Origin of the sequence: Colwellia sp. BRX8-9 (genome assembly GCF_014077245.1) — a bacterium.
Lineage (GTDB): Bacteria > Pseudomonadota > Gammaproteobacteria > Enterobacterales > Alteromonadaceae > Colwellia_A.
Genome location: NZ_JACGVN010000001.1, coordinates 293,275 through 317,035 on the forward strand (window position 1 = coordinate 293,275; position 23,761 = coordinate 317,035).

Here is a 23,761-nt window from a genome sequence, read left to right on the forward strand (position 1 = left end):
TTACTCCGCCCAATACACTTGTGTATTGATATCTGGGTTTTGTAAAAATGCCCTTATTGGCATTTCTGTTTGATTGTTACTTGAAAGTGCTTTTTCTAAAACGACCTTTTTCCCGGCACCACAAACATGCAAAATAATATTTTTACTCTGCGCTAAATGAGCATAAGTAAAAGTTATACGGTCGTTAGGAGCTGTTTTGGGGACAACCTTCATTAGGGCATCTGAATTATCAAGCGCAAGTGCTGATGATATTTGCTCGCTACAAGGGAATAAAGAAGCCGTATGACCGTCTTCACCCATGCCAAGAATAAGCACATCTAAGGGCAATAACTGGCTTTTAGCATCAGTATTTAATTGCACTAGGGTTGATTGATCACATTCACCCTCTTTTTTAAGGTGAAAAAATTGTGCAGCGGCTGCTTTATTTTTTAACAGGTTTTCATGTACCAAACGGGTATTACTTGCCTCAGACTCAAACTCAACCCAACGTTCGTCCGCTAACGTGACGGTTACGTTTTGCCAATCAATATCTTTAGTCGATAAAGCCGTAAAAAAACCTTTGGGTGTAGACCCGCCAGAAACAGCCAAGCTTGCTTTACCTTTCTGACTCAAAGCGTTTGATAAAAGTTCAGCGACATTATTGGCTAAGGCATTATCTAAATCTGTTCGCTGAGCGAAATCGTTTAATTGGTACATAGTTATTTCCTGAAATTCACGTTATCTCTAAAATTTATTTATTCAACCCACTGGCGATCATCACGAGCGATCATAGAAAGAGAGGCAACGGGTCCCCAAGTTCCAGCAGGATAAGCTTTAGGTGCTTCATTACTTGTTTTCCAGGCTTCGATAATACTATCAGCCCAAGTCCAAGCAGCTTCGACTTCATCACGACTAACAAATAACGATTGATTACCGTTGATAACTTCTAGCATCAATCGTTCGTATGCATCGACAACACGCTGATTTTCATAAGTTTCTGAAAAACTCAAATCAAGCTTATTTTCTTGGATATGCATTTGTGAAGCAATACCTGGAATTTTATTCATCATCTGTAATTCAACGCCTTCGTCAGGCTGTAAACGAATCGTTAATTTATTTGCCGGTAGATCAGCATGGCTATCTTTAAAGATATTATGCGCTTGAGGTTTAAATTGCACCACTATCTCACTGTGCTTAGCAGGCATTCTTTTACCCGTACGAAGGTAAAAAGGCACGCCAGCCCAACGCCAATTATCAATTTCCGCTTTTATAGCAACAAAAGTTTCAGTATCACTTTTTTGATTGGCATCTTCTTCATTTAAGTAACCCGGCACTGGTAAACCATTTAAGTAACCATCGGCGTACTGACCGCGAACTGTTTTTTCTTTCACATTCAAGCGATTAATGGGCGCGAGAGCTTTAACTGCCTTTAACTTTTCAACACGAATACTTTCTGCACTTAAATCAGCAGGAGGCTCCATCGCTAAGAGTGATAAAATTTGTAATAAATGGTTTTGTATCATGTCGCGCATTTGCCCTGCGTCGTCATAAAAACCCCATCTCCCTTCAATTCCTACACTTTCAGCAACCGTTATCTGTACATGGTCAATACTATTACGGTCCCAGTTATTGGTAAAAAGTGAATTGGCAAAACGCAGTACTAATAGATTCAGTACGGTTTCTTTTCCTAGATAGTGATCGATACGATAAATTTGGTTTTCATTGAAATAACGAGAAACTTGATCGTTAATAACTTTTGATGATGCAAGGCAGTTGCCAATCGGTTTTTCCATCACAACACGGTCAGCGTCAGTAATAAGTTTAGCTGACTTTAAACCGTCGGTAATATCACCATAAATAGCAGGAGGCGTTGAAAAATAATAAACACGTGTATCATGGCCACCTTTTAACGTTGCAGCTAAGTTACTATAAGAGACAGTGTCTTTAAAATCTAACTGTTGATAAACCATACGGCTAATAAAACGAGCAAGTACTTCTTCGTTTAAGCCTTCTTTGACAAACTCAGTAAGATTCTCAATAACAAAAGCCGTAAATTCTTCTACCGAATGGTCTTGTCTGGCGACACCTAAAATTCGACTTTCTACATTTAATAAGCCAGCTTGGTCTAATTGATATAAAGCGGGTAATAATTTGCGACGAGACAAGTCACCAAGTGCACCAAAAATAACAATTTCACTGGCAGACTGAAGATCAGAACTTTTCATAAACAATATCTCTTTTTTTGGCTTTCTTTATTGAACACTGATAATAACTAAAATTACCTCATCAATAAACCTAGCACATATTGTAACTAAACTACATTTATCCATAATTTAACGGGTATATTGGCATCAGTAAAGAACTTTTTGTAATTAAATTACATTTTAGGTATTATGAATAAATAAAAGCTTTACGCGGCAATTTTACTCAAAGTTCATTGTTGGTTAGTGGTTATTCGTATGAAACATTAATTAAAGGTTTGCTAAAAATTGCCAATATGTTTTATATTAGCTGTAATTATGAAATAAATTTTCATTATTCTCGTCATTTAGACAGAAAATTAATTACAATTATTGTAAAAAGTAGGATTGACCGACATGAATATATTAGAAAAGATCGCCGACGAATTAGATACTTTCAGTAAATCTGAACGTAAGGTGGCAGAGGTAATATTGTCTTCTCCGGGTACCGTTATTCATGCCAGTATCGCTGCCTTAGCTAAACAAGCAAATATCAGTGAGCCTACTGTTAATAGGTTTTGTCGTCGTTTAGATACTAAAGGTTATCCCGATTTTAAACTTCATTTAGCCCAAAGTTTAGCCAACGGTACCCCTTATGTTAATAGGCATGTTGATGAAAACGATACGGCTGATGAATATACAGATAAAATTTTTGAATCAACCATGGCTAATCTTGAATTAGCCCGTAAAAGTTTAGATGCAAATGTGATCAACCGATCTGTTGATGTGTTAACACAAGCGAACAAAATATCATTTTTTGGCTTGGGCGCTTCCGCAGTTGTTGCTCATGATGCTTTAAATAAATTCTTTCGCTTTAATGTGCCAGTAGTTTATTTCGATGACATATTAATGCAACGTATGAGTGCTATAAATAGTCGCCAAGGTGATGTTGTTGTTGTAATTTCTCATACGGGGCGAACCAAGTCATTGGTTGAAGTCGCCAGTTTAGCAAAAGAAAATGATGCCATTGTTATCGGAATAACAACGGCGGGTAGTCCTCTGGCAAAAGAATGTAATATCGTTTTATCTGTTGATGTTGCTGAAGACACCGATTTATATATGCCTATGTCATCACGTATCGCTCAACTTGCATTGATTGATGTATTAGCAACAGGCTTTACCCTGAGACGTGGTACAAAATTTAGAGAAAACTTAAAGAAAGTTAAAGACAGTTTACGTAGCTCTCGTTTCGAGCGCAAAGACTAAACAGCATTATCGATGGCGACTAACACTGATTTGTTTATCGTCAAAATCAAACAATATTATAATAAGGATTAAGATGCCTAGAAGAACTAAAATTGTAGCGACCTTAGGGCCAGCCACTGACGACAGAGCCGTATTAAAAGAAGTATTAGCCGCTGGTGTAAATGTGGTTCGTTTAAACTTCTCTCATGGTATTCCACAAGATCATATTGACCGTGCCAACAATGTTCGCGAAATAGCTAAAGAATTGGGTATATATGTTGGTATCTTAGGTGATTTACAAGGCCCTAAAATACGCGTATCTACTTTTAAAAATGGTCCAATTAAATTAGCCATTGGTGATAAATTTGAACTTGACGCAGAATTGCCAAAAGGTGAAGGCTGCCAAGAGAAAGTGGGTATCGATTACAAAAAATTACCACAAGATGTCGTCCCTGGCGATATTCTTTTACTTGACGATGGTCGTGTGCAATTAAAAGTTTTAAGTACACAAGGGCAATCAGTTTTCACCGAAGTAACGGTGGGTGGACCTTTATCAAACAATAAAGGTATTAATCGTCAAGGCGGTGGCTTAACAGCACCAGCATTAACAGCTAAAGATAAAGAAGATATTAAATTAGCCGCAAAAATTAATGTCGACTTCTTAGCGGTATCTTTTCCTCGTGATGCTGCAGATATGCGTGAAGCACGTTTATTAGCGCAAGAAGCTGGTTGTGATGCACGCTTAGTATCTAAAATTGAACGTGCAGAAGCAGTAAATGATGATAAAGTGCTTGATGAAATTATTCTAGCCTCTGACGTTGTCATGGTTGCTCGTGGTGATTTAGGTGTTGAAATTGGCGATGCTGCTTTAGTCGGTAAGCAAAAACATATAATCGCTCGTAGTCGTCAGTTAAACCGTGTTGTTATTACCGCAACACAAATGATGGAGACCATGATTGAAAACCCTATGCCGACTCGTGCTGAAGTAATGGATGTTGCAAATGCCGTGCTTGATGGAACTGATGCAGTCATGCTCAGTGCTGAAACTGCCGCAGGTAAATACCCGGTAGAAACAGTAAAAGCGATGGCATCAGTATGTATTGGCGCTGAAGAGCATCGTTCAGTAAACATTTCAAACCACCGTAATGAACTCACTTTTTCTGAGATTTCAGAAACAATCGCAATGTCAGCAATGTATGCAGCTAATCACCTAGTGGGTGTTAAAGCTATTATATCATTGACTGAATCTGGACATACCAGCAAAATCATGTCGCGTATTACTTCAGGTTTGCCTATTTATTCTTTATCTCGTCATCAGAAAACATTAAATAAAACTGCTATTTATCGTGGTGTTTATCCTGTTGAATTTGACTCTACACATTTTCCTGATGAAGAATTATCTAATGCGGTACTCAATAAAGTCTTAACTAAAGCAGACTTAAAAGTTGACGACATAGTGATATTCACCCACGGTGATATGATGGAAACGGTTGGCGCAACGAATACGATGAAAGTGTTAACAGTAACAAAAAAACATCTCAGCTAATCAATTGCTATGACCCATTAAGGTAAAGCTTCAAGCAGTTACCTTAAGCTGGCAAGCAAAAAAGTTTAGATCCAAAAAGGTAGCTCAATAGCTACCTTTTTTTATGTGCAAAAGATAATCAAGGTAAATAATGACGGATGCAAAAAACTTCCTTAGAATAGATTTTACTAGATAAGGTTAAAAACTATTATGACGATAAAAAATATTGCGGTATTAACCAGTGGTGGCGATGCTCCCGGCATGAATGCGGCGATACGTGCGGTCGTACTTGCTGCGCATCACTATGCATTGCCCACGATTGGTTTTTTTTCTGGTTATAACGGTTTAATTGAAACGAGTTCGACATTGCTAACACCTGCAAGTGTTAATGGCATTATCCACCGAGGAGGAACTATTTTAAAAAGTGCTCGCTGCCCTGCCATGCTCACTGAGCAAGGTTTAAAATCAGCCGCGGCAACCCTTAGAAAAGAACAAATAGACGCCTTAATCGTTATTGGCGGCGATGGCTCTTTTAACGGCTTACTGGCGTTAAGTAAATATTGGTCAGGAGCTATTATAGGTATTCCAGGGACCATAGATAATGATATTGATGGTACAGATTTCACCATAGGCTTTTCTACTGCAGTCAATACAGGTATTGAAGCGATAGATAAAATACGTGACACGGCAGAAGCTTTTGAGCGCATTTTTATTGTTGAAGTCATGGGCAGGCGAAGTGGACACATCACTTTTAATGTCGGTATCGCCAGTGCAGCTGAGCAAATATTATCTTTTGAGAATTTTTCTCAAGCCGACGAGCAAGAAAAACTCAGTCATTTAGCTAAAGAAATCAAACAAGCACAGCACAATAGGCATGCCAGTTATATTATAGTTATTGCTGAGAACTTATGGCCCGGTGGCGCTGTGCAGCTCGCTAAGCAATTAAAACAGACCGCAAACATTGACTGTACTGCATGTATACTTGGCTATATTCAACGAGGTGGTTCACCGGTAGCTAAAGACCGAATTTTAGCAACAAAAATGGGGGTTGCTGCAGTACAAGCGCTAATAGCAGGAAAGAGTAACGTTATGATTGGCGAACGTAATAATCAATTACTCACAGTTCCTCTGGATGTTGCCGTTCAACATAAAGAAAAAGTCAGTGAAAGCTTAGTTTCAGCCCAAGAAAATATTCTCGCCTTAACAGCGCAGTAACTGCCTAAAAAAAAGCTTAAGCAACAGGCATAAGCTTTTAAGGTATCTATCAAATCGCTGAGCTGAAATAACTTAAATACCGAGTTCTTTACACCATTGACAAGCGGCAACAAACTCTTGCTGAATATACGTTTCGTCAAGTGAATACATTTCAATTAATTGCTTTATATTCTCACCATTACCCCTGATGTACTTAACCGTAAAATCAAGTAATTCGCCGAGTAAACCTGAGTGGTCAACTAGCGCGTTTTCAATTGGAATGGCGAGTGGCATTGTTTTAACGATTTCGTTAATCGGCATACGCAAAATAATTTCAATAGCACTTAATAAGCCGGTAATAAAAGCAAAATCACTGATCTCTTTAAAGGCACCTTCTTTGGCTAATGCCGTCATTAATTTTGCAGTAATGAGCGCCTGCTTAGAGATTTCATCGGTCTTGTCGGTGGTCAATTTAGATAAAGCGAGGATAGTCACAAACTGTTTAAGTTTATCTTCACCTAAATAGGCCGCGGCTTGTTTTAATGAAGTAATTTCAATACGAGTTGATGTTGCTACGTTATTAACCATTTTTAACAAGCCAACAGTTAAGTTAACATCATGACTGATAATCGTGGCAATGTTGTCAAAATCTAATGGTGAATGAAATGTTTCACTGATCAAATGCAGCATTTGTGTTTTGATTGGCGCAAGTGTTTGCCCCTCGACTATCTCAGGTTCGTGATAAAAGTACCCTTGATAGTAATCAAATCCTACTTCTGCTAAAGCTTGTAATTGAAAGTTAGTTTCAACTTTTTCTGCGGCAAGTTTAATGTTGTGATCTTTTAAACGCTCGATAACTTTATGTAGACGTTTCGGATTAACTTTATCGGTATCAACTTTAATAATTGATATATATGGAAATAAAACATCCCACTTTGCATCAAGATCATATTCAGTTAACGCAACTTTATAACCTTTATCAAAATAAAACTTAACAATTTTAAACAAGCGTTCCGTTGGTACTTTATGGCCAACAAGTTCGATAACAATAGATTTTTTATCAAACATCAGCGGATATTTATTAATCAGACATTTTTCAGTAAAATTAATAAAAGCAAGTTTTCCCATACTGATAGAGCGAATGTCACCTTGTAGGTGATTTTGAATAATTAATTTTGAGCTAGCAACATCTGAATCAATGTCAGGAAATTTGTTATCTGCGCTATCTCTAAAGAGCAGCTCATAACCAATCGTGACATGGTTTCTATCAAGTATCGCTTGTCTTGCTATATAAGTGTTATACATATATCAGAGCTAAAATTTTATTAATTATTATTAACTTAAACATACCCTATTTTTCTTTGAATTGTAAAGTAATTAAGCCGCTAAGCCGTTATTTTATTGTCAATATTATTAGAAGCATTTATACGCTACTCAAATAAACGAATGAAATGGGTAACCTATATACGGTTGATTAATTTCAGCTCTTTATTTAAGCCTAAATGGCGCGGTTAATAAAGCCTGCGCTAAAGGGATATCTTGATAGTGATTTTCACGAATATTATGAATAAATTTCAGGGTCTTAAAAGCATCAAACCAAACGACTAGCTGTTTATTAAACTGCTTTTCACTATTATTTATTTGTTTTTCAACAAAAGCTTCAAAACCTATTTGATTTAATGCGGTAACTATTGGCTCAGATAACGGTTCTAACCATGCGATTAAATCGCCACGATAGTGCCATAAATTTGCAAAAGCAGACAATACAGCTTTGAGCAATGTAAATACTTGAGGATGGTAATAACAATAATCGAGGTGACTTGCTTGTAAATCAAGAATTTTTTGCACTGCAGGTCCAGTACCAAACGGCACACGTTGAGACGTTCTGGCATCAAGGTTTACTGTTACCTCTTCAATAAATTCAACAGCACCTAACTTAGCTAATTTATTTATTAAATAAAAATCTTCTCCAGCACTGCGCTTTGGAAAACCACGAGCCTGAACATATACTTCCGCTTTAAACGCTAAAATACTCCCAATAGTAAAAAAGGCATAAGGTGAATCGGCATAATGTAAGCCCGCAACATAATAGCGCAAAGCGCTTTCATAAAGAAAATTAGCCTGATGAATGCTTTTATCTTCACTGCTATGCTTAAAGTTAAAACAGCAAACTACGGTATTTTTATCACGTGTATGTAAAGCGTTAAAATAATCATCGGGTAAGTATGCATCGGCATCACTAGAACAGATCCAAGTTTTTCTGATCCGGTTTACTGAAATTAAATAAGCACTGAGATCAGTGCCTATTTTACGTGCCAGCCCTACGCCTTGCTCTTTATCGATAGCACGGGTAAAACGGTCAACCACTAGCAGCCATGTTTGACTTTGTGCTACCTTAATTAGGGTTAGGTTATCGTATTGCCAGCAGTTATCACCACAAGAAAGTGCATATTGATAAAGTGCTTTTTGTTGATTTATCTCGTTATAATTAGCCACTGAATTATCTTCGCGTAAAGATTCAGTAACAGACTCGGCGATAAGTTCGGTAATAGGTTCGGCGATCGATTCGGTAATAGGTTCATTAATTACCAGCACCATAAGCACTGGAGATTTTGAAAGTGGTGAAGCTAAAAAGCGCTCAATAAAAGCGCTTGTTTCTTGATAAGCAGGAATAACCACAACATGGTCAACAGTAAACTCATCAGGTAACCCTGATTCATATTGAGTTAGTACCGCAACTTCACTTTCAGCATAGCGACTAAAATATTGGTTAAACACTTTTGACATCAGCTTACCCGTTAACCATTTATCGTTAAATAATTAATGCAGAGCCGCTCTAAAGGGAAGTTTTGCACAAATCTCAGCTTCTAATGTCAGTACTTCTTCTAAACGTATATTGACTTCGTCTTTATCAAAATATTCATAAGCGAGTTCGATAAATAAATTTTTATGCTTTTCTTCTGACTTTGCAATCGCGTCATATAAGACTTTGTCTTTGCCTTCAGGCAATGCTTGGGCAATAAGCGAAAAACGTTCGTATCCTCGTGCCTCAATCACACCAGCAACGATTAATCGGTCCATAAAAAACACTTCTGCACCATTACGAAAGGCTTTACGAATTTGGGTAATATAAGGGTCTTTGGTGTCAGCGCCGAGCTGAATGCCACGCGCATTAATTAATTTTAACACTTGTTTAAAATGAATGAGCTCTTCTATCGCTAAGTCAGCCATAGCTTTAACCATATTTTTTCTATCGGGATAATGAGAAATCATTGACATCGCCATACCTGACGCTTTTTTTTCTGCCGTTGCATGATCAAGTAAAAAGGCATTGAAATCAGCAAGAGCAACTTGCGCCCATTCTTTTGGCGTATGGTATTTAAGTTCAAACATAAAACTACTTATTATTGAAAGAGGAAATTTGCCCGCTATTTTATAGGAAAATAGCGGGCGAACAAACATAAATGTTCACTTGTTTGTCAAAGTCGCGTTATGACTTACTTACTTAACTTTTTCAATCGTAAGCTCACTAATACCAGTAATAATAACCAGTAAATACTGCCACTACTTGATTGCTCAGGATCGGTTTTCTTGGCAACTTCAGCATTAGGCACAACGGCAACACCACCTGGGTCGTCTATAATACCGTTAACCAAACCATCCGCATCGTTTGCACCGCCATCTTCAATCAATAAGCGTACACATTGATGCCCTTCAGTTAAACCTGTCTGGTATAAAGCACTCTGTGGCGGTGGACATACATCGTTATCTGCTGGACTAGACGCTAAGGTATTTTTGCTGTTTTCAACAAAGTTTTGCCAACCACTGTCACGATTAAATTTCCGGTAAAGCGCATTTTGTGGAATACCATCATTTAACGGAATAACCACAGCTGCAGAGGCACCAAAAGGAGTCACCTGATGAATTTCAAAGTCAAAGTAATCACTACGATGATCATAAGTGTCCGTTGCGACTAAACCGGTTGCATCCATCTCTTGTTGTGTCATTTGCACGCCATCTGAAAACTGCTGTAACGCATATTTACCTAAGCGTAACTTTAAGCCTGGCTCAGTTTCCATTAACTTAGTTTTACCGGCATTAACATGTAATGGCTGCAAATAAGCAATATCATTATTATCTAAGAATGCCGGAACACCATCGTTATCGTCATCAGCATAACCTTCAATATTATCTGCGATACCATCACTGTCCGTATCACTACCGTCGAGTCGAGCTAAAATGCTATTAACCGGAATACTAAGGCGATGAGTTTGTGACAATTCGCCACTGCCATTATCAGTAACACTGACTTCTACCGTAATTAATCCTCTTATTTCTTCAGGTAAAACAAAGTTGTCAGGTTGCAAATAAACCTTTAATTGACTGGCACTTATTTCGGCATTGATATACTCAGGCAGTAACCAATTAATAATGTGTGAATCATTTGGATTATCATCATTTATCTGTAGCTCTATGGTCACTTCACCTTGGTCTTTACTGATACTAGAAACCGCTATATTTTGCTGAGTCATACGCAATTGTGTTGTCGGTACTATATTATTTTCAGTAATAACTATGGTGTGGCTATTATTGACACCGGCATTTATTTCATTGCCAAAACTCAGCACAAGCTGTTCATCACTTTCTGCTTGAAAGTCTTTATTAATCAAGATATCAATAAAGCCTGACGTGCCCTCAGTAATAACAATTTTATTGTCTGTTATCTTATAATCAAGGGCATCTACATTACCAGAAATAGCAAAAGGTAATTCAATGGGATAAGCCGGCGCTTTGCCTGACAAGACAACTTCAACCCGAGCCGTAGCGCCCTCACCTATTGTTTGCGTCGCACTAAAGTTCACTAACGGATAAACATTAAGCACTTGTGGGGTGGTTGAAACATTACCAGCCTCATCAACCGCTCGCCATATAATATTGTACAACCCTGAGGTAATATATTTTTGTCCGCGCTCAAAACCCACCGGTGTTAATGCACAACAGTTAGCGCCATCACGACCATCTTCAACATAAACGTCGGTTAACTGTACCAATTGTGTTTGTGTTAGCGCAGTAAAGGTATGATCAGCATCAAGGTGAACTGCTTGTGGGACCGTTATCACTGGCGCATAATCGTCAATTAATGGATTGGTGTTGTTACGCTCTTCATCAACATTTGCCGTGCCGTCTGAATCTGTATCAATTAGTGCATCAGCATCGTTAAATGGGTTAAAACCATATTGAAGCTCAAAGACATCACTCATGCCGTCATTATCGTCATCAGGATCGGCATTATTACCTAAACCATCAACATCAAAATCTAGTGACTCTGTCGGGTTTAGCGGTAACTGGTCGAGATAATCAAAGACACCGTCGTTATCATCATCGATATCGTTAACATTGCCAATACCATCACCATCGGTATCAACACTTTCTATCGGATCGAGTGGGAAAGCATCGTCGATATCAAGCACACCGTCATTATCATCGTCACTATCGCTATTATTTCCAATGCCGTCATTATCACTGTCACGTGATTCATTCGGGTCAAAGGGAAATAAATCAACGTTATCTAGCACACCATCATTATCGTCGTCAGTATCAAGTACATCACCAATACCATCGCCATCAGTGTCAAATATTTCTCCTGGATCAAACGGAAAAGCATCATCAGTATCAAGAATACTATCGTTGTCATCATCGGCATCAGCGTTATCGCCTAGCCCATCTCCATCCGAGTCTTGCCATTCAGTTGCATCTAATGGATATAAATCATTACTATCAAGATAACTGTCATTATCGTCATCTGTATCTGCATTATTCCCTATGCCGTCATTATCGGTATCAAGCCTTTCATTAACATCTAATGGAAAAGCATCTAGGCTATCAACTAAACCATCGTTGTCATCGTCACTGTCGCTATTGTTACCAACAAGATCTCCGTCGGTATCTTGCCACTCGTTAGGATCTAAAGGAAAAGGGTCGTTAGCATCTGGTTCACTATCACCATCATCGTTGATATCAACATTATTACCTGTGCCATCACCGTCGGTATCTAAATATTCGCTCACATCTAATGGAAAGGCATCAGCATTATCAGCAAAACCGTCACCATCATCATCTGGATCAGCGTTGTTACCAATACCATCGCCGTCAGTATCTATGCTTTCAGCCGCATTTAACGGAAATAAATCAATGTTATCTACAACACCATCATTGTCGTCATCATTATCATTAGTTTCATTAGCTAGGCCATCGCCATCCGTATCTGTTCTTGCTAAAGGATCGGTTGGTCCGGGATCAACCGCATTGGCAATACCATCGCCATCAATATCTGGATCGCTATTATCGCCGATAAAATCGCCATCTAAATCATTCCATTCAGTTGCATCGAAAGGAAAAAGATCTATCGTATCAGGAATACCATCACCGACACCGGTAAAATCGTGCGTGTCATCATCAAGATCGGTATTATCAGCAACGCCATCACCATCGGTATCTGTGGTTGCTAAGGGTAACAGTGAGTTTGCCGGTGTTTCATTTACATCTAATATTCCATCGTTATCATCATCTGTATCAGTATTATTACCAACGCCGTCTCCATCAGTATCAAGCCACTCACTTGCATCTAATGGAAATCTATCGACGCCATCAGCTACATTGTCGCCATCATCATCGGTATCAGCAACATTACCTGTTCCATCACCGTCAGTATCAATATATTCACTAGGGTCTAATGGAAAGACATCATCTAAACCATCGATAATACCATTGCCGTTAATGTCATCTAAAACGCCATCATTATCATCGTCGGCATCAGAGTTATTACCTATACCATCAAAATCAGTATCTACTGACTCATTAACATTAAGCGGAAAAGGGTCACTGCTGTCTAAGACACCATCACCATCGTCGTCTGTATCTGCATTATTGCCTGTACCGTCACCATCAGTATCAATAAATTCAGTGTTATCAAGCGGAAAAGCATCGTTTACATTTAAATGGCCATCGCCATCAATATCTGTATCACCATTATCGCCAACACCGTCACTGTCGGTGTCTAACCATTCACTCGCATTTAGCGGAAAATCATCATTTATATCAAGGAAACCATCACCAACACCCGTACCATCATGTGTGTCATCATCGGTATCAATATTATTATCGATACCATCACCATCGGTATCAAACCATCTTGAGGCATCATTGGGCCATACATCAATACCATTTGCGTAACTGTCTCCATCACTATCGTTATCAGCATTATCACCTATACCGTCACTATCAAGATCTCTTTGCTCTGAGCTATCAAGTGGAAAAGCATCATCAACGTCTAGAATAGTATCGCCATCGTCATCGGTATCAGTGTTATTACCTATACCGTCAGAATCGGTATCAAGTTGTTCAGAGGCATCAAGCGGAAAAGCATCATAGCGGTCAATGATACCGTCACCATCATCATCAGTATCGGTATTGTTGCCTATCGTATCACTGTCGGTATCGTCCCATTCAAGTGGATTAAGGGGATATATATCAACAACATCAACAACGCCATCACCATCATCATCAAGATCAACCGTATTGCCAGAGCAATCACCGTCGGTATCAAGCCATTCAAAAGAATTTTCGATAAAAGGATCGTATGCGTTCAGTACAGGGTCACCATCACGGTTAAAATCAAAACCGTCGGGTACACCATCACCGTCATCATCAGGATCAGCATTATTACCAATACCGTCTAAGTCTGTGTCATACCACTCGGTTGGGTCAGTTGGAAATAAATCATAAGCGCCGCCAATAACCATAGTATCGTCGTAACCATCACCATCAGCATCGAGTAAAGGAGTTGGCGGAGGGCATTGTGGTACAACCGCATAAACAGGAAAACTGCTCATAAGTGTTAATACGAGAGGAAAAACGACTGAATGAATTCTTAATGGCATAAACATCCCCACCAATAGCAATATATTTTAAACTTACAGGTGTAAGTTATTACGTCTTGAAATTAACAAGACCACCTATTTAATGGCGATCATTATTAATTTCTTCTTTAAACTTTAGCAAATATCATCAACAAAGACCTTAAATGCTAGGCTAGACAACTTTTTCTATCAAACTTAATAATCTAAGCCTCGTCCAAAACGATAACTTAGACCAACATAAACAGATGTTATAGCACCAAATTCAGAAAAATTAGGTTGATGTTTAACACCTAGGTTTAATGCAGTATTTTTATTAAACTTATAATGGGCAACAACGCCTAGTACCATGTTTATATCATTTTCTTGCGAAGGGTATATTTCCACTGTATCTGAACTGTTTGGGTCGGTATAGGTAAGTTTATTTTCAGTGAGCGCTAGTGAAGCGCCCAGTTGATATTCAATCGTTAATTTTTTGAAAAAAGCATTATAACTTTGTATCTTATGACGATAACTAACAAGCCCATCAATGGTATTAATTTTAAAAAAACGTTCGTCGGTTATGGTGAAAGGTAAATCATATTTTACTTTTTCTAAGTTATTATAAGAAGCAGTCCAATAGAAATTTCCACCTTTAGTAAAGCTGTCTGCTAAAGAAAAACTATAACCTTGGCTGTTAGCGTCTTGACCTTTGTGAATGTTACCTGCTACTTCTAAAGCATTAACACTGTATGAAAAAAGACTTGAAGCAATAAAGATACCGCCAACGGCAAAAGTGTTCCGCAGCTTACTTAAATTTTTAACCATTATATTTCTTCCCAAATGAGAGTGTTGCAATATTAAATTTTCTTGTTCGTTGTTATCTATATTAATTTTCACTATTGATACCACCATCAAAAATTTGACTCTTTATTGCATTCATATCAAATGCATAATCTATTTTATAAATATGCAATTTTTAAACCATAAAAATTTTAAAATATAAACAAATATATGCTAATGTTATTTTTTGTGAATATATATTTAAGCGATAAGTTAGCTATGTTTAGAGTGATTAATAATATTATTGACCGCTGTTTCTTCACTGTAACATTTATAGTAGGTGTGCAATTACCGGCATTTATCATTCAATATAAACATCGCCTGTCCGGACACTTATCTGAAGCAAAACTGCACCTAGTAGAATTTCAAAACATTGCAGATCTGCACTACCAAGGTAATTTATCAGCGATGATAACGAAGTATCAAGCTAATTCTGAGCCGTCAATAGTCAATACTGCCGAAATTATTAACCAATTGGTCATACGGGTTGAGTATTTGCAGTCACAACTTAGCGTGATAACTAGCGACGTTTATATTGAACGGATTTATAACTTTATTGTTTATGGCGATAAAGTCATTATTAAAGATACCTTAACTGATTTTTCACTGACTATCCCACTTGAGATAAATGCACTAAGTACTGGAGCGGTCATCGCTATTGTTGGTTTAATAGCGAAGGAAATAATTGTTTCTTTGCTTAAGTTACTAGGTAAAAAGATGTCACTAAATCATCAAAAAAGTTCACACTAAAGCAAGATAGTTAAGCGCTACTCTAGATCACGCATAGAGACACATTGATACCGTAACTAAACGATATCAATAAAGACTACCCTTGCCACCCTTGCTTGGCTCTATTTTATCTATCCCAGCTCTCTCGCAAGCATAAAAAAAGGTTGCCGTAGCAACCTTCTATAAACATCATCTCATCTATTATTGAATACATAGAAAAGCATGCTCTAACTTTATACGTTATTAATTAGCCGTTACCGTTTTCAACGCGACTCTTTAATTTTTGTCCAGGACGGAAAGTAACAACTTTACGAGCAGAAATTGGAATATCTTCACCCGTTTTAGGGTTACGACCTGGGCGTTCGCTTTTAACACGAAGATCGAAGTTACCAAAACCAGAAAGCTTAACTTGTTCGCCACTTTCTAACGTTTCGCGTATTTCTTCAAAAAACACCTCAACCATATCTTTTGCGTCGCGTTTGCTCAGCCCAACTTTCTCGAATAAATGTTCTGCTACTTCTGCTTTAGTAAGCGCCATTACCTAATTCCTCAGTGATGCATTTAGCTCAGTTTCTAATGTGTCTACGACACGTTCAACGACTTCATTAATGTCTTTTTCTTCGAGGGTTTTATCACAATCCTGTAAAGTCATCGCTATCGCTAAGCTCTTAAACCCTTCTTCAATACCATTTCCTCGGTATACGTCAAACAAGTTTAGATCAACTAAATAATTTCCGCCAACCTTTTCAATAAGTTGTAAGACATTATTTGCATTAATTTGCTCTTCAACGATCACTGCTATGTCACGTCTATTGGCAGGAAAGCGAGATATATCACCAGCTTCAGGGATTTGTTGTGTTGAAATTTCAGACAATAATAGCTCAAAAATAAATGTACGACCGTTTAGTCCTAATTTTCTTTCTAATTCAGGATGTAAGGTACCAACATGTCCCACCAGCACACCATTCTTATGGATTGCGGCGGTTTGGCCAGGATGAAGTGCGACTATTTCATCTTTTGAAAACTGATATAACGAAGCATCGCCAGTAAGAGCCAGTAAGGCTTCTACGTCTGATTTAATATCAAAAAAATCACTTGCAGACTTTTCCATATCCCAATGTTCTTCATTACGCTGGCCGGTCACAACACCTGCAAACATTTGTTCTTGGCGAACACCGTTTTCTGCGGCTTCATCTGGAACAAAACGTAAACCTGTTTCAAATAAACGGATGCGAGATTGCTGGCGGTTCTGGTTGTAAATAACCGATTGCAATAAGCCTGTCCACATACTTAAACGCATCACCGACATTTCAGAAGAAATTGGATGCGGTAAAGTCATCACCGCTTGTTCAGGGTGAATAAGCGCTTGAACTTTTGGGTCAACAAAACTATAAGTTATTGCTTCTTGATATCCACGATTAACCATAACGTTGCGTAAACGTTTCAACGGAATGAACTTTTCTTTTTGTTCGCGCATCGCCAACGTTGCTTTAGGCGACACATTTGGAATATTGTTGTAACCAAAAATACGCGCAACTTCTTCAATTAAGTCGACTTCAACTTTAATATCAAAACGATATGCTGGTACCACTACGGTCCAAACATCATTTACAAAGGCAATTTCGAAACCTAAACGCGTTAAAATCTCAGTCACTTTAGCATCTTCAATATGATGACCAATGCGTCCATCAAGTTTTTCGCGGCGTAAGGTTACTGTTTTTTCTTTTGGTAAATGTTCATCACTTAATGCTTCAACGATAGGTCCTGCTTGGCCACCGACAATAGCTAATAATAAGGTCGTTGCACGTTCCATAGCACTACGCTGCAATTCAGGGTCAATACCACGTTCGTAACGATGTGATGAATCAGTATGTAAACCATATTGGCGGGCTTTACCTAAAATAGCCAAGGGAGCAAAGAAAGCACTTTCTAAGAAAATATCAGTTGATTTTTCTTCTTCATCAGATTTAACACCCGATTCTTTTCCGCCAAAAATGCCAGCCATCGCTAAGGCTTTACTTTCATCAGCAATCACTAATGTTTCGCTCGAAAGCGTCACTTCATTACCGTCAAGTAAAACAAGTTTTTCACCTGACGTAGCAAAACGAACATTAATACCACCATCGATTTTTGATAAATCAAAAGCGTGCATCGGGTGCCCTTGCTCAAGCAACACGTAATTAGTTACATCGACAACAGGGTCAATTGAGCGAGTGCCACAACGGCGTAATTTTTCTACCATCCATAACGGTGTTTTCGCGGTTACATCTATATTTTTAATCACTCGTCCTAAATAACGCGGACAAGCTTGTGGTGCAGATAAAGTAATGTCACGCACATCATCAATCGTTGCAACAACAGCAACAATTTCAGGTTCAGTAATATTAGCACTATTTAACACCCCGACTTCGCGTGCTAAACCTTTAAGGCCTAAACAATCACCGCGATTAGCCGTTAAATCAACATCGATGGTAACGTCATTTAAGTCTAAGTATTCACGAACACACATACCGATTGGTGCATCGGGTGCAAGCTCCATAATACCGTCAGCACTTTCAGACAAACCAATTTCTGACTCACTACACAACATGCCATGAGAAGGCACGCCACGCAATTTAGCTTTTTTAATTTTAAAGTCGCCCGGTAAAACTGCGCCAACCGTTGCAACAGCAACCTTGAGGCCTAAACGACAGTTTTTAGCGCCACAAACGATGTCAACTAACTCGCCATCATTAAACTCGCTACCTAGGTTTATTTTTGTTACTTGTAATTTGTCTGCGTCAGGGTGAGGTCCACATTCAACAACTTCACCAATTAATACACCGGTAAATTCACCCGCAACAGGTTCTACAGCGTCAACTTCTAAGCCGGCCATAGTTATTTGATGAGCTAACTCACTCGATGAAATAGCAGGATTAACCCACTCACGTAACCAAGATTCACTAAATTTCATTGTTGGCTTTCCTACTTGAACTGTTTTAAGAAGCGAAGATCATTTTCGAAGAATGAACGTAAATCGTTTACACCGTAGCGCAACATGGTTAAGCGTTCAACGCCCATGCCAAAAGCAAAACCTGTGTATACTTCAGGGTCAATACCTACTGATTTTAAAACGTTAGGATGAACCATACCGCAACCTAAAACTTCTAACCATTTGCCATTTTTGCCCATAATATCCACTTCTGCTGAAGGTTCAGTAAAAGGGAAATAAGAAGGACGGAAACGAATTTCAACTTCTTCTTCAAAAAAGTGATGTAAGAAGTCGTGTAAAATACCTTTAAGATGCGTAAAGCTAACATCTTTATCAACCATTAAGCCTTCAACTTGGTGGAACATTGGCGTATGCGTTTGATCGTAATCATTACGATAAACTTTGCCTGGAGATATAATACGTAAAGGCGGTTGCTCTTTTTCCATAGTACGAATTTGTACACCAGAAGTCTGTGTACGTAAAACTAACTTAGGATTGAAGTAAAAAGTGTCATGGTCTTGACGTGCAGGATGGTGCTCTGGAATATTCAGTGCATCAAAATTATGAAAATCGTCTTCAACCTCAGGACCTTCTTTAACAGAAAAACCTAAATCACCAAAAAAGCTTTCTATACGCTCAATAGTACGTGTTACTGGGTGTAAACCACCTAGGTCATTACTACGCCCTGGCAATGTTACATCAATAGACTCAGCAGCTAACTGTTTAGCAATAACCTCTGCACGCAATAACTCACCACGTTCGGTTAATAATTTTTGTACTTGCTGCTTAGCAATATTGATCACTTGCCCTGCTTTAGGTTTTTCTTCTTTAGGTAATTTACTTAAGCCCTTCATTTGCTCAGTGAACAAACCTTTCTTACCTAAAAAATTAACGCGAACTTGATCAAGCTCTACTGGATCTTTTGCTGCAGAAATAGCTTGTTCTGCCTGCAATATTATATCGTCTAAATTCATGAGTTCCTCTAAAACGGCTCTAAAACCGTTCAGTAAATTTGAAGGTTTTGGCTAGACTGATGGTATTAATATAAATGGTGTATGATTTTACACAAAAATCAATTGATTATGTAGTGAAAAGAGTGCTTTTACTGAAAAAACAGCTCAGATAAGAAAAAGGCCTCTATTTCAATAAAGGCCTTGCTGTTTTTTGACGTCTAAATCACAAAATTTAACTACAAATTATACCCTGATTCATCATGTTCAATTAAATCAAGGCCCGTTATTTCTTGTTCTTTATCAACCCTTAAGCCTTTAGTCATCAAGGAAACAAGCTTAAACAACAGGTAAGAGACAACCGCCGTATAGACAATAACAGCGCCAATTCCCACTAATTGAACACTGACCTGCCCTAACATCGTGGTGATACCCTCTGCATAACCATAACCACTAAAAGCGCCTAGCTCTGTAGAAGAAAACACACCCGCTAATAAAGTGCCTAAAATACCCCCGACACCATGCACGGGAAAAACATCTAAAGAATCGTCAATTTTTAACTTTTGTTTAATATAGACCGTTGAATAAAAACAAATAAAACCCGCAGAAATTCCTATAACTAGTGCGCCACCTGGGCCAACAAAACCTGATGCAGGTGTTATTGTCCCTAAACCGGCAACCATGCCCGTTACCGCGCCTAAGACACTCGCTTTACCAAATTTTTTCCATTCAATAGCAGCCCAAGTCAGTGCACCTGCTGAAGCGGATAAATGCGTGACTAACATAGCCATTGCTGCGTCACCATTGGCGGCTAAGGCACTACCACCATTGAAACCAAACCAACCGACCCAAAGCAAACCTGCCCCCGTAATAGTCATGGTTAAGTTATGTGGCAACATAGGCGTTCGAGGGAAACCATATCGAGGACCTAAAACAACAGCAGCAACCAATGCGGCAACACCACAGGTAATATGCACCACAATACCACCGGCAAAATCATAAATGCCCATTTGGCCTAACCAACCGCCGCCCCAAACCCAATGAGTTACCGGAGCATAAACCGCTAGCAACCATAAGCCACTAAAAATTAAGACTGCAGAAAACTTCATTCTTTCTGCATAAGCGCCAATAATAAGTGCTGGAGTAATAACCGCAAACGTCATTTGAAATAAAGCAAACAAGCTTTCCGGAATATCACCAACAAGGGTTTCTTTGGTTATTCCCATCATAAGTACTTTGCTAAAATCCCCTATCCACGCATTACCTTCACCAAAGGCTAAGCTATAACCGACCACAAACCAAAGTATCGAAGAAAGAGCAGCAATTGAAAAACACTGCATAAGAATAGAAAGAATATTTTTACGTCGAACTAATCCACCGTAAAATAAAGCGAGTCCGGGTAAGGTCATCATTAGGACTAGAGCCGTTGATGTGAGGATCCACGCCGTATTTGCGCCGTTCAATTCGTCATTGCTGGCAAAACTTGGCAATGCGACCGCGGACAAAAGTAAAACAAAAAGTGTTAATACTTTATTCATCGTTATGCTTGAGTGTAACTGTTTAAATAGCTTCATTATCTGTTTCACCTGTTCTGATCCTAACAATATGTTCGATGTTAGTGACAAATATCTTACCGTCACCTATTTTTCCTGTTTGTGCTGTTTCGAGAATAGTGTCGATAACACGCTCAACCATTTCATCCTTAACAGCGAGCTCAAGTTTCATTTTTGGTAAAAAATCGACAACATATTCGGCACCACGATAAAGTTCGGTATGACCTTTTTGACGGCCAAAACCATTAACTTCGCTTAACGTTAATCCTTCTAGACCTATCTCACTGAGTGCTTCACGAACATCATCGAGTTTAAAAGGTTTGATTATTGCGGTTATCAACTTCATTTGTTCACCTTTAGTGCATATTATTTAAGATTGTTTATATAAATTTATTTAAGCACCATTTGTGCCCAAAGAGACAATCAATTAAAAAACAATAAGTTAAAAAATAATAATTAATATTACACCGCTCAAATGCACCAAAATGTTACACACAAACACAACCCAAACACCATATTGGTGCGCAGATTATGACCATTAGTCAGATTTTATGTTTAAGAAAAAGTGTAAAGGGCAAAATTGAAGGTTTAGTATTAGCAAAGGTTAGAGATGGTAAATAGCGCACAAAAAAAAAGCCCTACGGGTGTAGAGCTTTTAAGCAGAGACAATAACGACTTAATCGATTAGCTGATACTGCTCGCGTAAAATATCAATAATTTCAGCTTTAGGGTTAGCAGACAAAACAATTTTTTGACCGGTAATTTTCTCAGCGATCGCTGTGTATGTTTGTGACACATCCATTAATACGGATGCCGGTAACTCATTGTTGCGAGCTAAAGCTAAGCGCTCGTCCATGCGATTTTTATTTAATAAAATATCAGCATCAGGGAAATGTGCTAAAAGTAATTGGCGGAAACCTTCTTTCGAGTTTTCAACCACTTTACCGGCACGATATTGCTCGCCATCCCAAATACGTGAAGAATCAGGCGTACCCACTTCGTCCATATAAATTAACTTGTCGTTGCCAGCTTTATCTTTTACATAGCCAAATTCAAACTTAGTATCTACAAAGATTTGGTCAAGCTTTGCCAACGCATCAGAAATAACGTCAAAACCTTCCGTTAATAATTTTTCGTATAAAGTAATATCATCAGGCGTTTTAAAATTAAAGGCTTCAAAATTATCTTCAATATTTTTGCGAGTAATATTAACATCATCAATCGCAGGAACGCCCGGAATGCCTTCTAAAATACCTTTTGTTGAAGGTGTTTGTAGAAGTTCAGGTAGCTTTGAATCTTTCAATAATCCTTCAGCTAATTCGATACCACAAAAATCACGTTCACCTTTTACGTATGAACGCCACATAGAACCGGTAATATACTGACGACAGATAGCTTCAATCATTACAGGTTTAGCTTTTTGTACGATCCAAACAAACGGATGTGGAATATCAAGAATATGACTATCGGCTAGACCTTGATCTTTAAATAATTTAAACCAATGATTTGATATAGCATTCAGTGATGCACCTTTTCCAGGTACACCTTGCATACCACCTTCGCCTTGCCAAATACATTCAAAAGCAGAAATACGATCACTAATAACCATAATGGCTAAAGGTGTGTCGTCGGCAACATCATAGCCTTTCTCTTGAATTAGTCGCTTACTATCCGCGTCGGTTAACCAATAAACACTGCGCACTTTACCGCTGTGAACTGGTGCATCGGTACGAATAGGTAAATCATTATTTACCGCTAAAATTTGATCTGCAAGACTCATCGGTTTAAACCTTAATTATCAAGTTAATATTAATTGTAGCGAATAATATCTTTGCGCGTTATCCCAAAAGATAAAATAGTATTCGGTATAATTAATAAAAACATTTTAATACATTATAACCAAGGTGTTTAGTTTAATTTCCAAAGTAAAGAACGGTGCTAATAACTATTAGTAAGTACTTTAAAACGCAGAAAGTGAGCTAAAGAACAAGTTAGTATAATTAAAAAAAGAAAAGGACGCCTAATGGCGTCCTTATCTCAAAGCTTTTTCAAGTTCTATGCAGCTAAAGCAGCTTTCGCTTTTTCAACTAAGAATGTGAATGTTGCTTTGTCGTATACTGCAATATCAGCTAGGATCTTACGATCGATTTCAATAGCAGCCTTTTTAAGACCATTAATGAAAACACTGTAAGATAAACCGTTTATGCGAGCTGCTGCATTTATACGAGTGATCCAAAGCTGACGGAATTGACGTTTACGTTGACGACGATCGCGGTAAGCGTACTGACCTGCTTTAGTTACTGCTTGATAAGCAACACGGTAAACACGGCTACGTGCTCCGTAATAACCTTTAGCTTGCTTTAGAACCTTCTTGTGACGTGCACGAGCTTGTACACCACGTTTTACTCTAGCCATTCTATATCTCTCCTATTAACCGTGACGTAAAAGTTTTTTAACTGACTTAATGTCAGCCGCCGAAATCATGCACTTAGCACGAAGATGACGTTTAACTTTAGTACGACGCTTAGTCAAGATATGACGAAGGCCAGCTTGTTTGAACTTGTAGCCAGAGGCTGTTTTTTTAAAGCGCTTCGCAGCACCTTTGTTAGTTTTCATTTTAGGCATGAATATTACTCCGCATTCATGTTTGTGCTATTACACATAAACATTGCCATTGAAATTTAGCAACTTAGGCGA

Annotated in this window: 19 protein-coding genes; 4 read left to right on the top strand and 15 right to left on the bottom strand. The window is 38.3% G+C overall.

Annotated elements, in window-relative coordinates; translation table 11 throughout:
• Nucleotides 1–696, bottom strand: coding sequence for a 6-phosphogluconolactonase (gene pgl, locus H4J70_RS01430; RefSeq protein ID WP_182222005.1), 696 nt, complete (start codon nucleotides 694–696; stop codon nucleotides 1–3).
• Nucleotides 697–734: 38 nt separating this feature from the next.
• Nucleotides 735–2,204, bottom strand: a complete 1,470-nt coding sequence (gene zwf, locus H4J70_RS01435; protein ID WP_182217616.1) for a glucose-6-phosphate dehydrogenase — start codon at nucleotides 2,202–2,204, stop codon at nucleotides 735–737.
• 372 nt (nucleotides 2,205–2,576) lie between these two features.
• Here zwf and H4J70_RS01440 point away from each other — a divergent pair, with 372 nt between their 5' ends.
• The 3 genes from H4J70_RS01440 to H4J70_RS01450 all read left to right on the top strand — a co-directional run bounded on the left by H4J70_RS01440 (nucleotide 2,577) and on the right by H4J70_RS01450 (nucleotide 6,144).
• The gene (locus H4J70_RS01440) at nucleotides 2,577–3,425 is read left to right on the top strand and encodes a MurR/RpiR family transcriptional regulator (RefSeq protein ID WP_070373731.1); all 849 of its coding nucleotides are present in this window, start codon (nucleotides 2,577–2,579) and stop codon (nucleotides 3,423–3,425) included.
• A gap of 73 nt (nucleotides 3,426–3,498) precedes the next feature.
• Nucleotides 3,499–4,950: a pyruvate kinase gene (pyk, locus tag H4J70_RS01445; RefSeq protein ID WP_070373732.1), complete on the top strand. Its 1,452-nt coding sequence runs from the start codon at nucleotides 3,499–3,501 to the stop codon at nucleotides 4,948–4,950.
• Nucleotides 4,951–5,139: 189 nt separating this feature from the next.
• Nucleotides 5,140–6,144, top strand: coding sequence for an ATP-dependent 6-phosphofructokinase (locus H4J70_RS01450; protein ID WP_182243430.1), 1,005 nt, complete (start codon nucleotides 5,140–5,142; stop codon nucleotides 6,142–6,144).
• A gap of 72 nt (nucleotides 6,145–6,216) precedes the next feature.
• Here H4J70_RS01450 and H4J70_RS01455 read toward each other — a convergent pair whose 3' ends face one another.
• The 5 genes from H4J70_RS01455 to H4J70_RS01475 all read right to left on the bottom strand — a co-directional run bounded on the left by H4J70_RS01455 (nucleotide 6,217) and on the right by H4J70_RS01475 (nucleotide 14,918).
• Nucleotides 6,217–7,428, bottom strand: a complete 1,212-nt coding sequence (locus H4J70_RS01455; RefSeq protein WP_182222003.1) for an EAL and HDOD domain-containing protein — start codon at nucleotides 7,426–7,428, stop codon at nucleotides 6,217–6,219.
• Nucleotides 7,429–7,611: 183 nt separating this feature from the next.
• Entirely contained in the window at nucleotides 7,612–8,910 is a 1,299-nt protein-coding gene (locus H4J70_RS01460; RefSeq protein ID WP_182244474.1) for a hypothetical protein, read from the bottom strand.
• Nucleotides 8,911–8,943: 33 nt separating this feature from the next.
• Complete coding sequence (locus tag H4J70_RS01465; RefSeq protein ID WP_070376952.1) at nucleotides 8,944–9,516, bottom strand: tRNA-(ms[2]io[6]A)-hydroxylase; 573 nt, start codon at nucleotides 9,514–9,516, stop codon at nucleotides 8,944–8,946.
• Nucleotides 9,517–9,620: 104 nt separating this feature from the next.
• Entirely contained in the window at nucleotides 9,621–14,063 is a 4,443-nt protein-coding gene (locus H4J70_RS20530) for a thrombospondin type 3 repeat-containing protein (protein ID WP_182244475.1), read from the bottom strand.
• A gap of 174 nt (nucleotides 14,064–14,237) precedes the next feature.
• Complete coding sequence (locus H4J70_RS01475) at nucleotides 14,238–14,918, bottom strand: hypothetical protein (RefSeq protein WP_182250528.1); 681 nt, start codon at nucleotides 14,916–14,918, stop codon at nucleotides 14,238–14,240.
• A gap of 132 nt (nucleotides 14,919–15,050) precedes the next feature.
• Here H4J70_RS01475 and H4J70_RS01480 point away from each other — a divergent pair, with 132 nt between their 5' ends.
• Nucleotides 15,051–15,611, top strand: a complete 561-nt coding sequence (locus tag H4J70_RS01480) for a DUF2937 family protein (RefSeq protein ID WP_182221999.1) — start codon at nucleotides 15,051–15,053, stop codon at nucleotides 15,609–15,611.
• Nucleotides 15,612–15,837: 226 nt separating this feature from the next.
• On the opposite strand, the gene H4J70_RS01485 is transcribed toward H4J70_RS01480, so the two are convergent.
• The 8 genes from H4J70_RS01485 to rpmI all read right to left on the bottom strand — a co-directional run bounded on the left by H4J70_RS01485 (nucleotide 15,838) and on the right by rpmI (nucleotide 23,689).
• On the bottom strand, nucleotides 15,838–16,128 hold the full coding sequence (locus H4J70_RS01485) for an integration host factor subunit alpha (protein ID WP_070373739.1): 291 nt from the start codon (nucleotides 16,126–16,128) through the stop codon (nucleotides 15,838–15,840).
• Between the two features lie 3 nt (nucleotides 16,129–16,131).
• Nucleotides 16,132–18,543, bottom strand: coding sequence for a phenylalanine--tRNA ligase subunit beta (gene pheT / locus H4J70_RS01490; protein ID WP_182244477.1), 2,412 nt, complete (start codon nucleotides 18,541–18,543; stop codon nucleotides 16,132–16,134).
• A gap of 11 nt (nucleotides 18,544–18,554) precedes the next feature.
• Complete coding sequence (gene pheS / locus H4J70_RS01495; protein WP_070373741.1) at nucleotides 18,555–19,535, bottom strand: phenylalanine--tRNA ligase subunit alpha; 981 nt, start codon at nucleotides 19,533–19,535, stop codon at nucleotides 18,555–18,557.
• Between the two features lie 215 nt (nucleotides 19,536–19,750).
• Complete coding sequence (locus H4J70_RS01500) at nucleotides 19,751–21,085, bottom strand: ammonium transporter (protein ID WP_259367729.1); 1,335 nt, start codon at nucleotides 21,083–21,085, stop codon at nucleotides 19,751–19,753.
• Entirely contained in the window at nucleotides 21,072–21,410 is a 339-nt protein-coding gene (locus H4J70_RS01505) for a P-II family nitrogen regulator (RefSeq protein WP_070373742.1), read from the bottom strand. Before H4J70_RS01505 ends, H4J70_RS01500 begins: the two co-directional genes overlap by 14 nt.
• Before the next feature lie 330 nt (nucleotides 21,411–21,740).
• Nucleotides 21,741–22,844: a phosphoribosylaminoimidazolesuccinocarboxamide synthase gene (locus tag H4J70_RS01510; protein ID WP_070373743.1), complete on the bottom strand. Its 1,104-nt coding sequence runs from the start codon at nucleotides 22,842–22,844 to the stop codon at nucleotides 21,741–21,743.
• Between the two features lie 275 nt (nucleotides 22,845–23,119).
• Complete coding sequence (gene rplT / locus H4J70_RS01515; protein ID WP_070373744.1) at nucleotides 23,120–23,479, bottom strand: 50S ribosomal protein L20; 360 nt, start codon at nucleotides 23,477–23,479, stop codon at nucleotides 23,120–23,122.
• 15 nt (nucleotides 23,480–23,494) lie between these two features.
• Nucleotides 23,495–23,689: a 50S ribosomal protein L35 gene (gene rpmI / locus H4J70_RS01520; protein WP_070373745.1), complete on the bottom strand. Its 195-nt coding sequence runs from the start codon at nucleotides 23,687–23,689 to the stop codon at nucleotides 23,495–23,497.
• Between the last annotated feature and the right edge of the window lie 72 nt (nucleotides 23,690–23,761).

Coding starts and splice junctions, on each gene's coding strand:
- pgl (WP_182222005.1), bottom strand. CDS start 696: ATGTACCAATTAAACGATTTCGCTCAGCGAACAGATTTAGATAATGCC.
- zwf (WP_182217616.1), bottom strand. CDS start 2,204: ATGAAAAGTTCTGATCTTCAGTCTGCCAGTGAAATTGTTATTTTTGGT.
- H4J70_RS01440 (WP_070373731.1), top strand. CDS start 2,577: ATGAATATATTAGAAAAGATCGCCGACGAATTAGATACTTTCAGTAAA.
- pyk (WP_070373732.1), top strand. CDS start 3,499: ATGCCTAGAAGAACTAAAATTGTAGCGACCTTAGGGCCAGCCACTGAC.
- H4J70_RS01450 (WP_182243430.1), top strand. CDS start 5,140: ATGACGATAAAAAATATTGCGGTATTAACCAGTGGTGGCGATGCTCCC.
- H4J70_RS01455 (WP_182222003.1), bottom strand. CDS start 7,428: ATGTATAACACTTATATAGCAAGACAAGCGATACTTGATAGAAACCAT.
- H4J70_RS01460 (WP_182244474.1), bottom strand. CDS start 8,910: ATGTCAAAAGTGTTTAACCAATATTTTAGTCGCTATGCTGAAAGTGAA.
- H4J70_RS01465 (WP_070376952.1), bottom strand. CDS start 9,516: ATGTTTGAACTTAAATACCATACGCCAAAAGAATGGGCGCAAGTTGCT.
- H4J70_RS20530 (WP_182244475.1), bottom strand. CDS start 14,063: ATGCCATTAAGAATTCATTCAGTCGTTTTTCCTCTCGTATTAACACTT.
- H4J70_RS01485 (WP_070373739.1), bottom strand. CDS start 16,128: ATGGCGCTTACTAAAGCAGAAGTAGCAGAACATTTATTCGAGAAAGTT.
- pheT (WP_182244477.1), bottom strand. CDS start 18,543: ATGAAATTTAGTGAATCTTGGTTACGTGAGTGGGTTAATCCTGCTATT.
- pheS (WP_070373741.1), bottom strand. CDS start 19,535: ATGAATTTAGACGATATAATATTGCAGGCAGAACAAGCTATTTCTGCA.
- H4J70_RS01500 (WP_259367729.1), bottom strand. CDS start 21,085: ATGAAGCTATTTAAACAGTTACACTCAAGCATAACGATGAATAAAGTA.
- H4J70_RS01505 (WP_070373742.1), bottom strand. CDS start 21,410: ATGAAGTTGATAACCGCAATAATCAAACCTTTTAAACTCGATGATGTT.
- H4J70_RS01510 (WP_070373743.1), bottom strand. CDS start 22,844: ATGAGTCTTGCAGATCAAATTTTAGCGGTAAATAATGATTTACCTATT.
- rplT (WP_070373744.1), bottom strand. CDS start 23,479: ATGGCTAGAGTAAAACGTGGTGTACAAGCTCGTGCACGTCACAAGAAG.
- rpmI (WP_070373745.1), bottom strand. CDS start 23,689: ATGCCTAAAATGAAAACTAACAAAGGTGCTGCGAAGCGCTTTAAAAAA.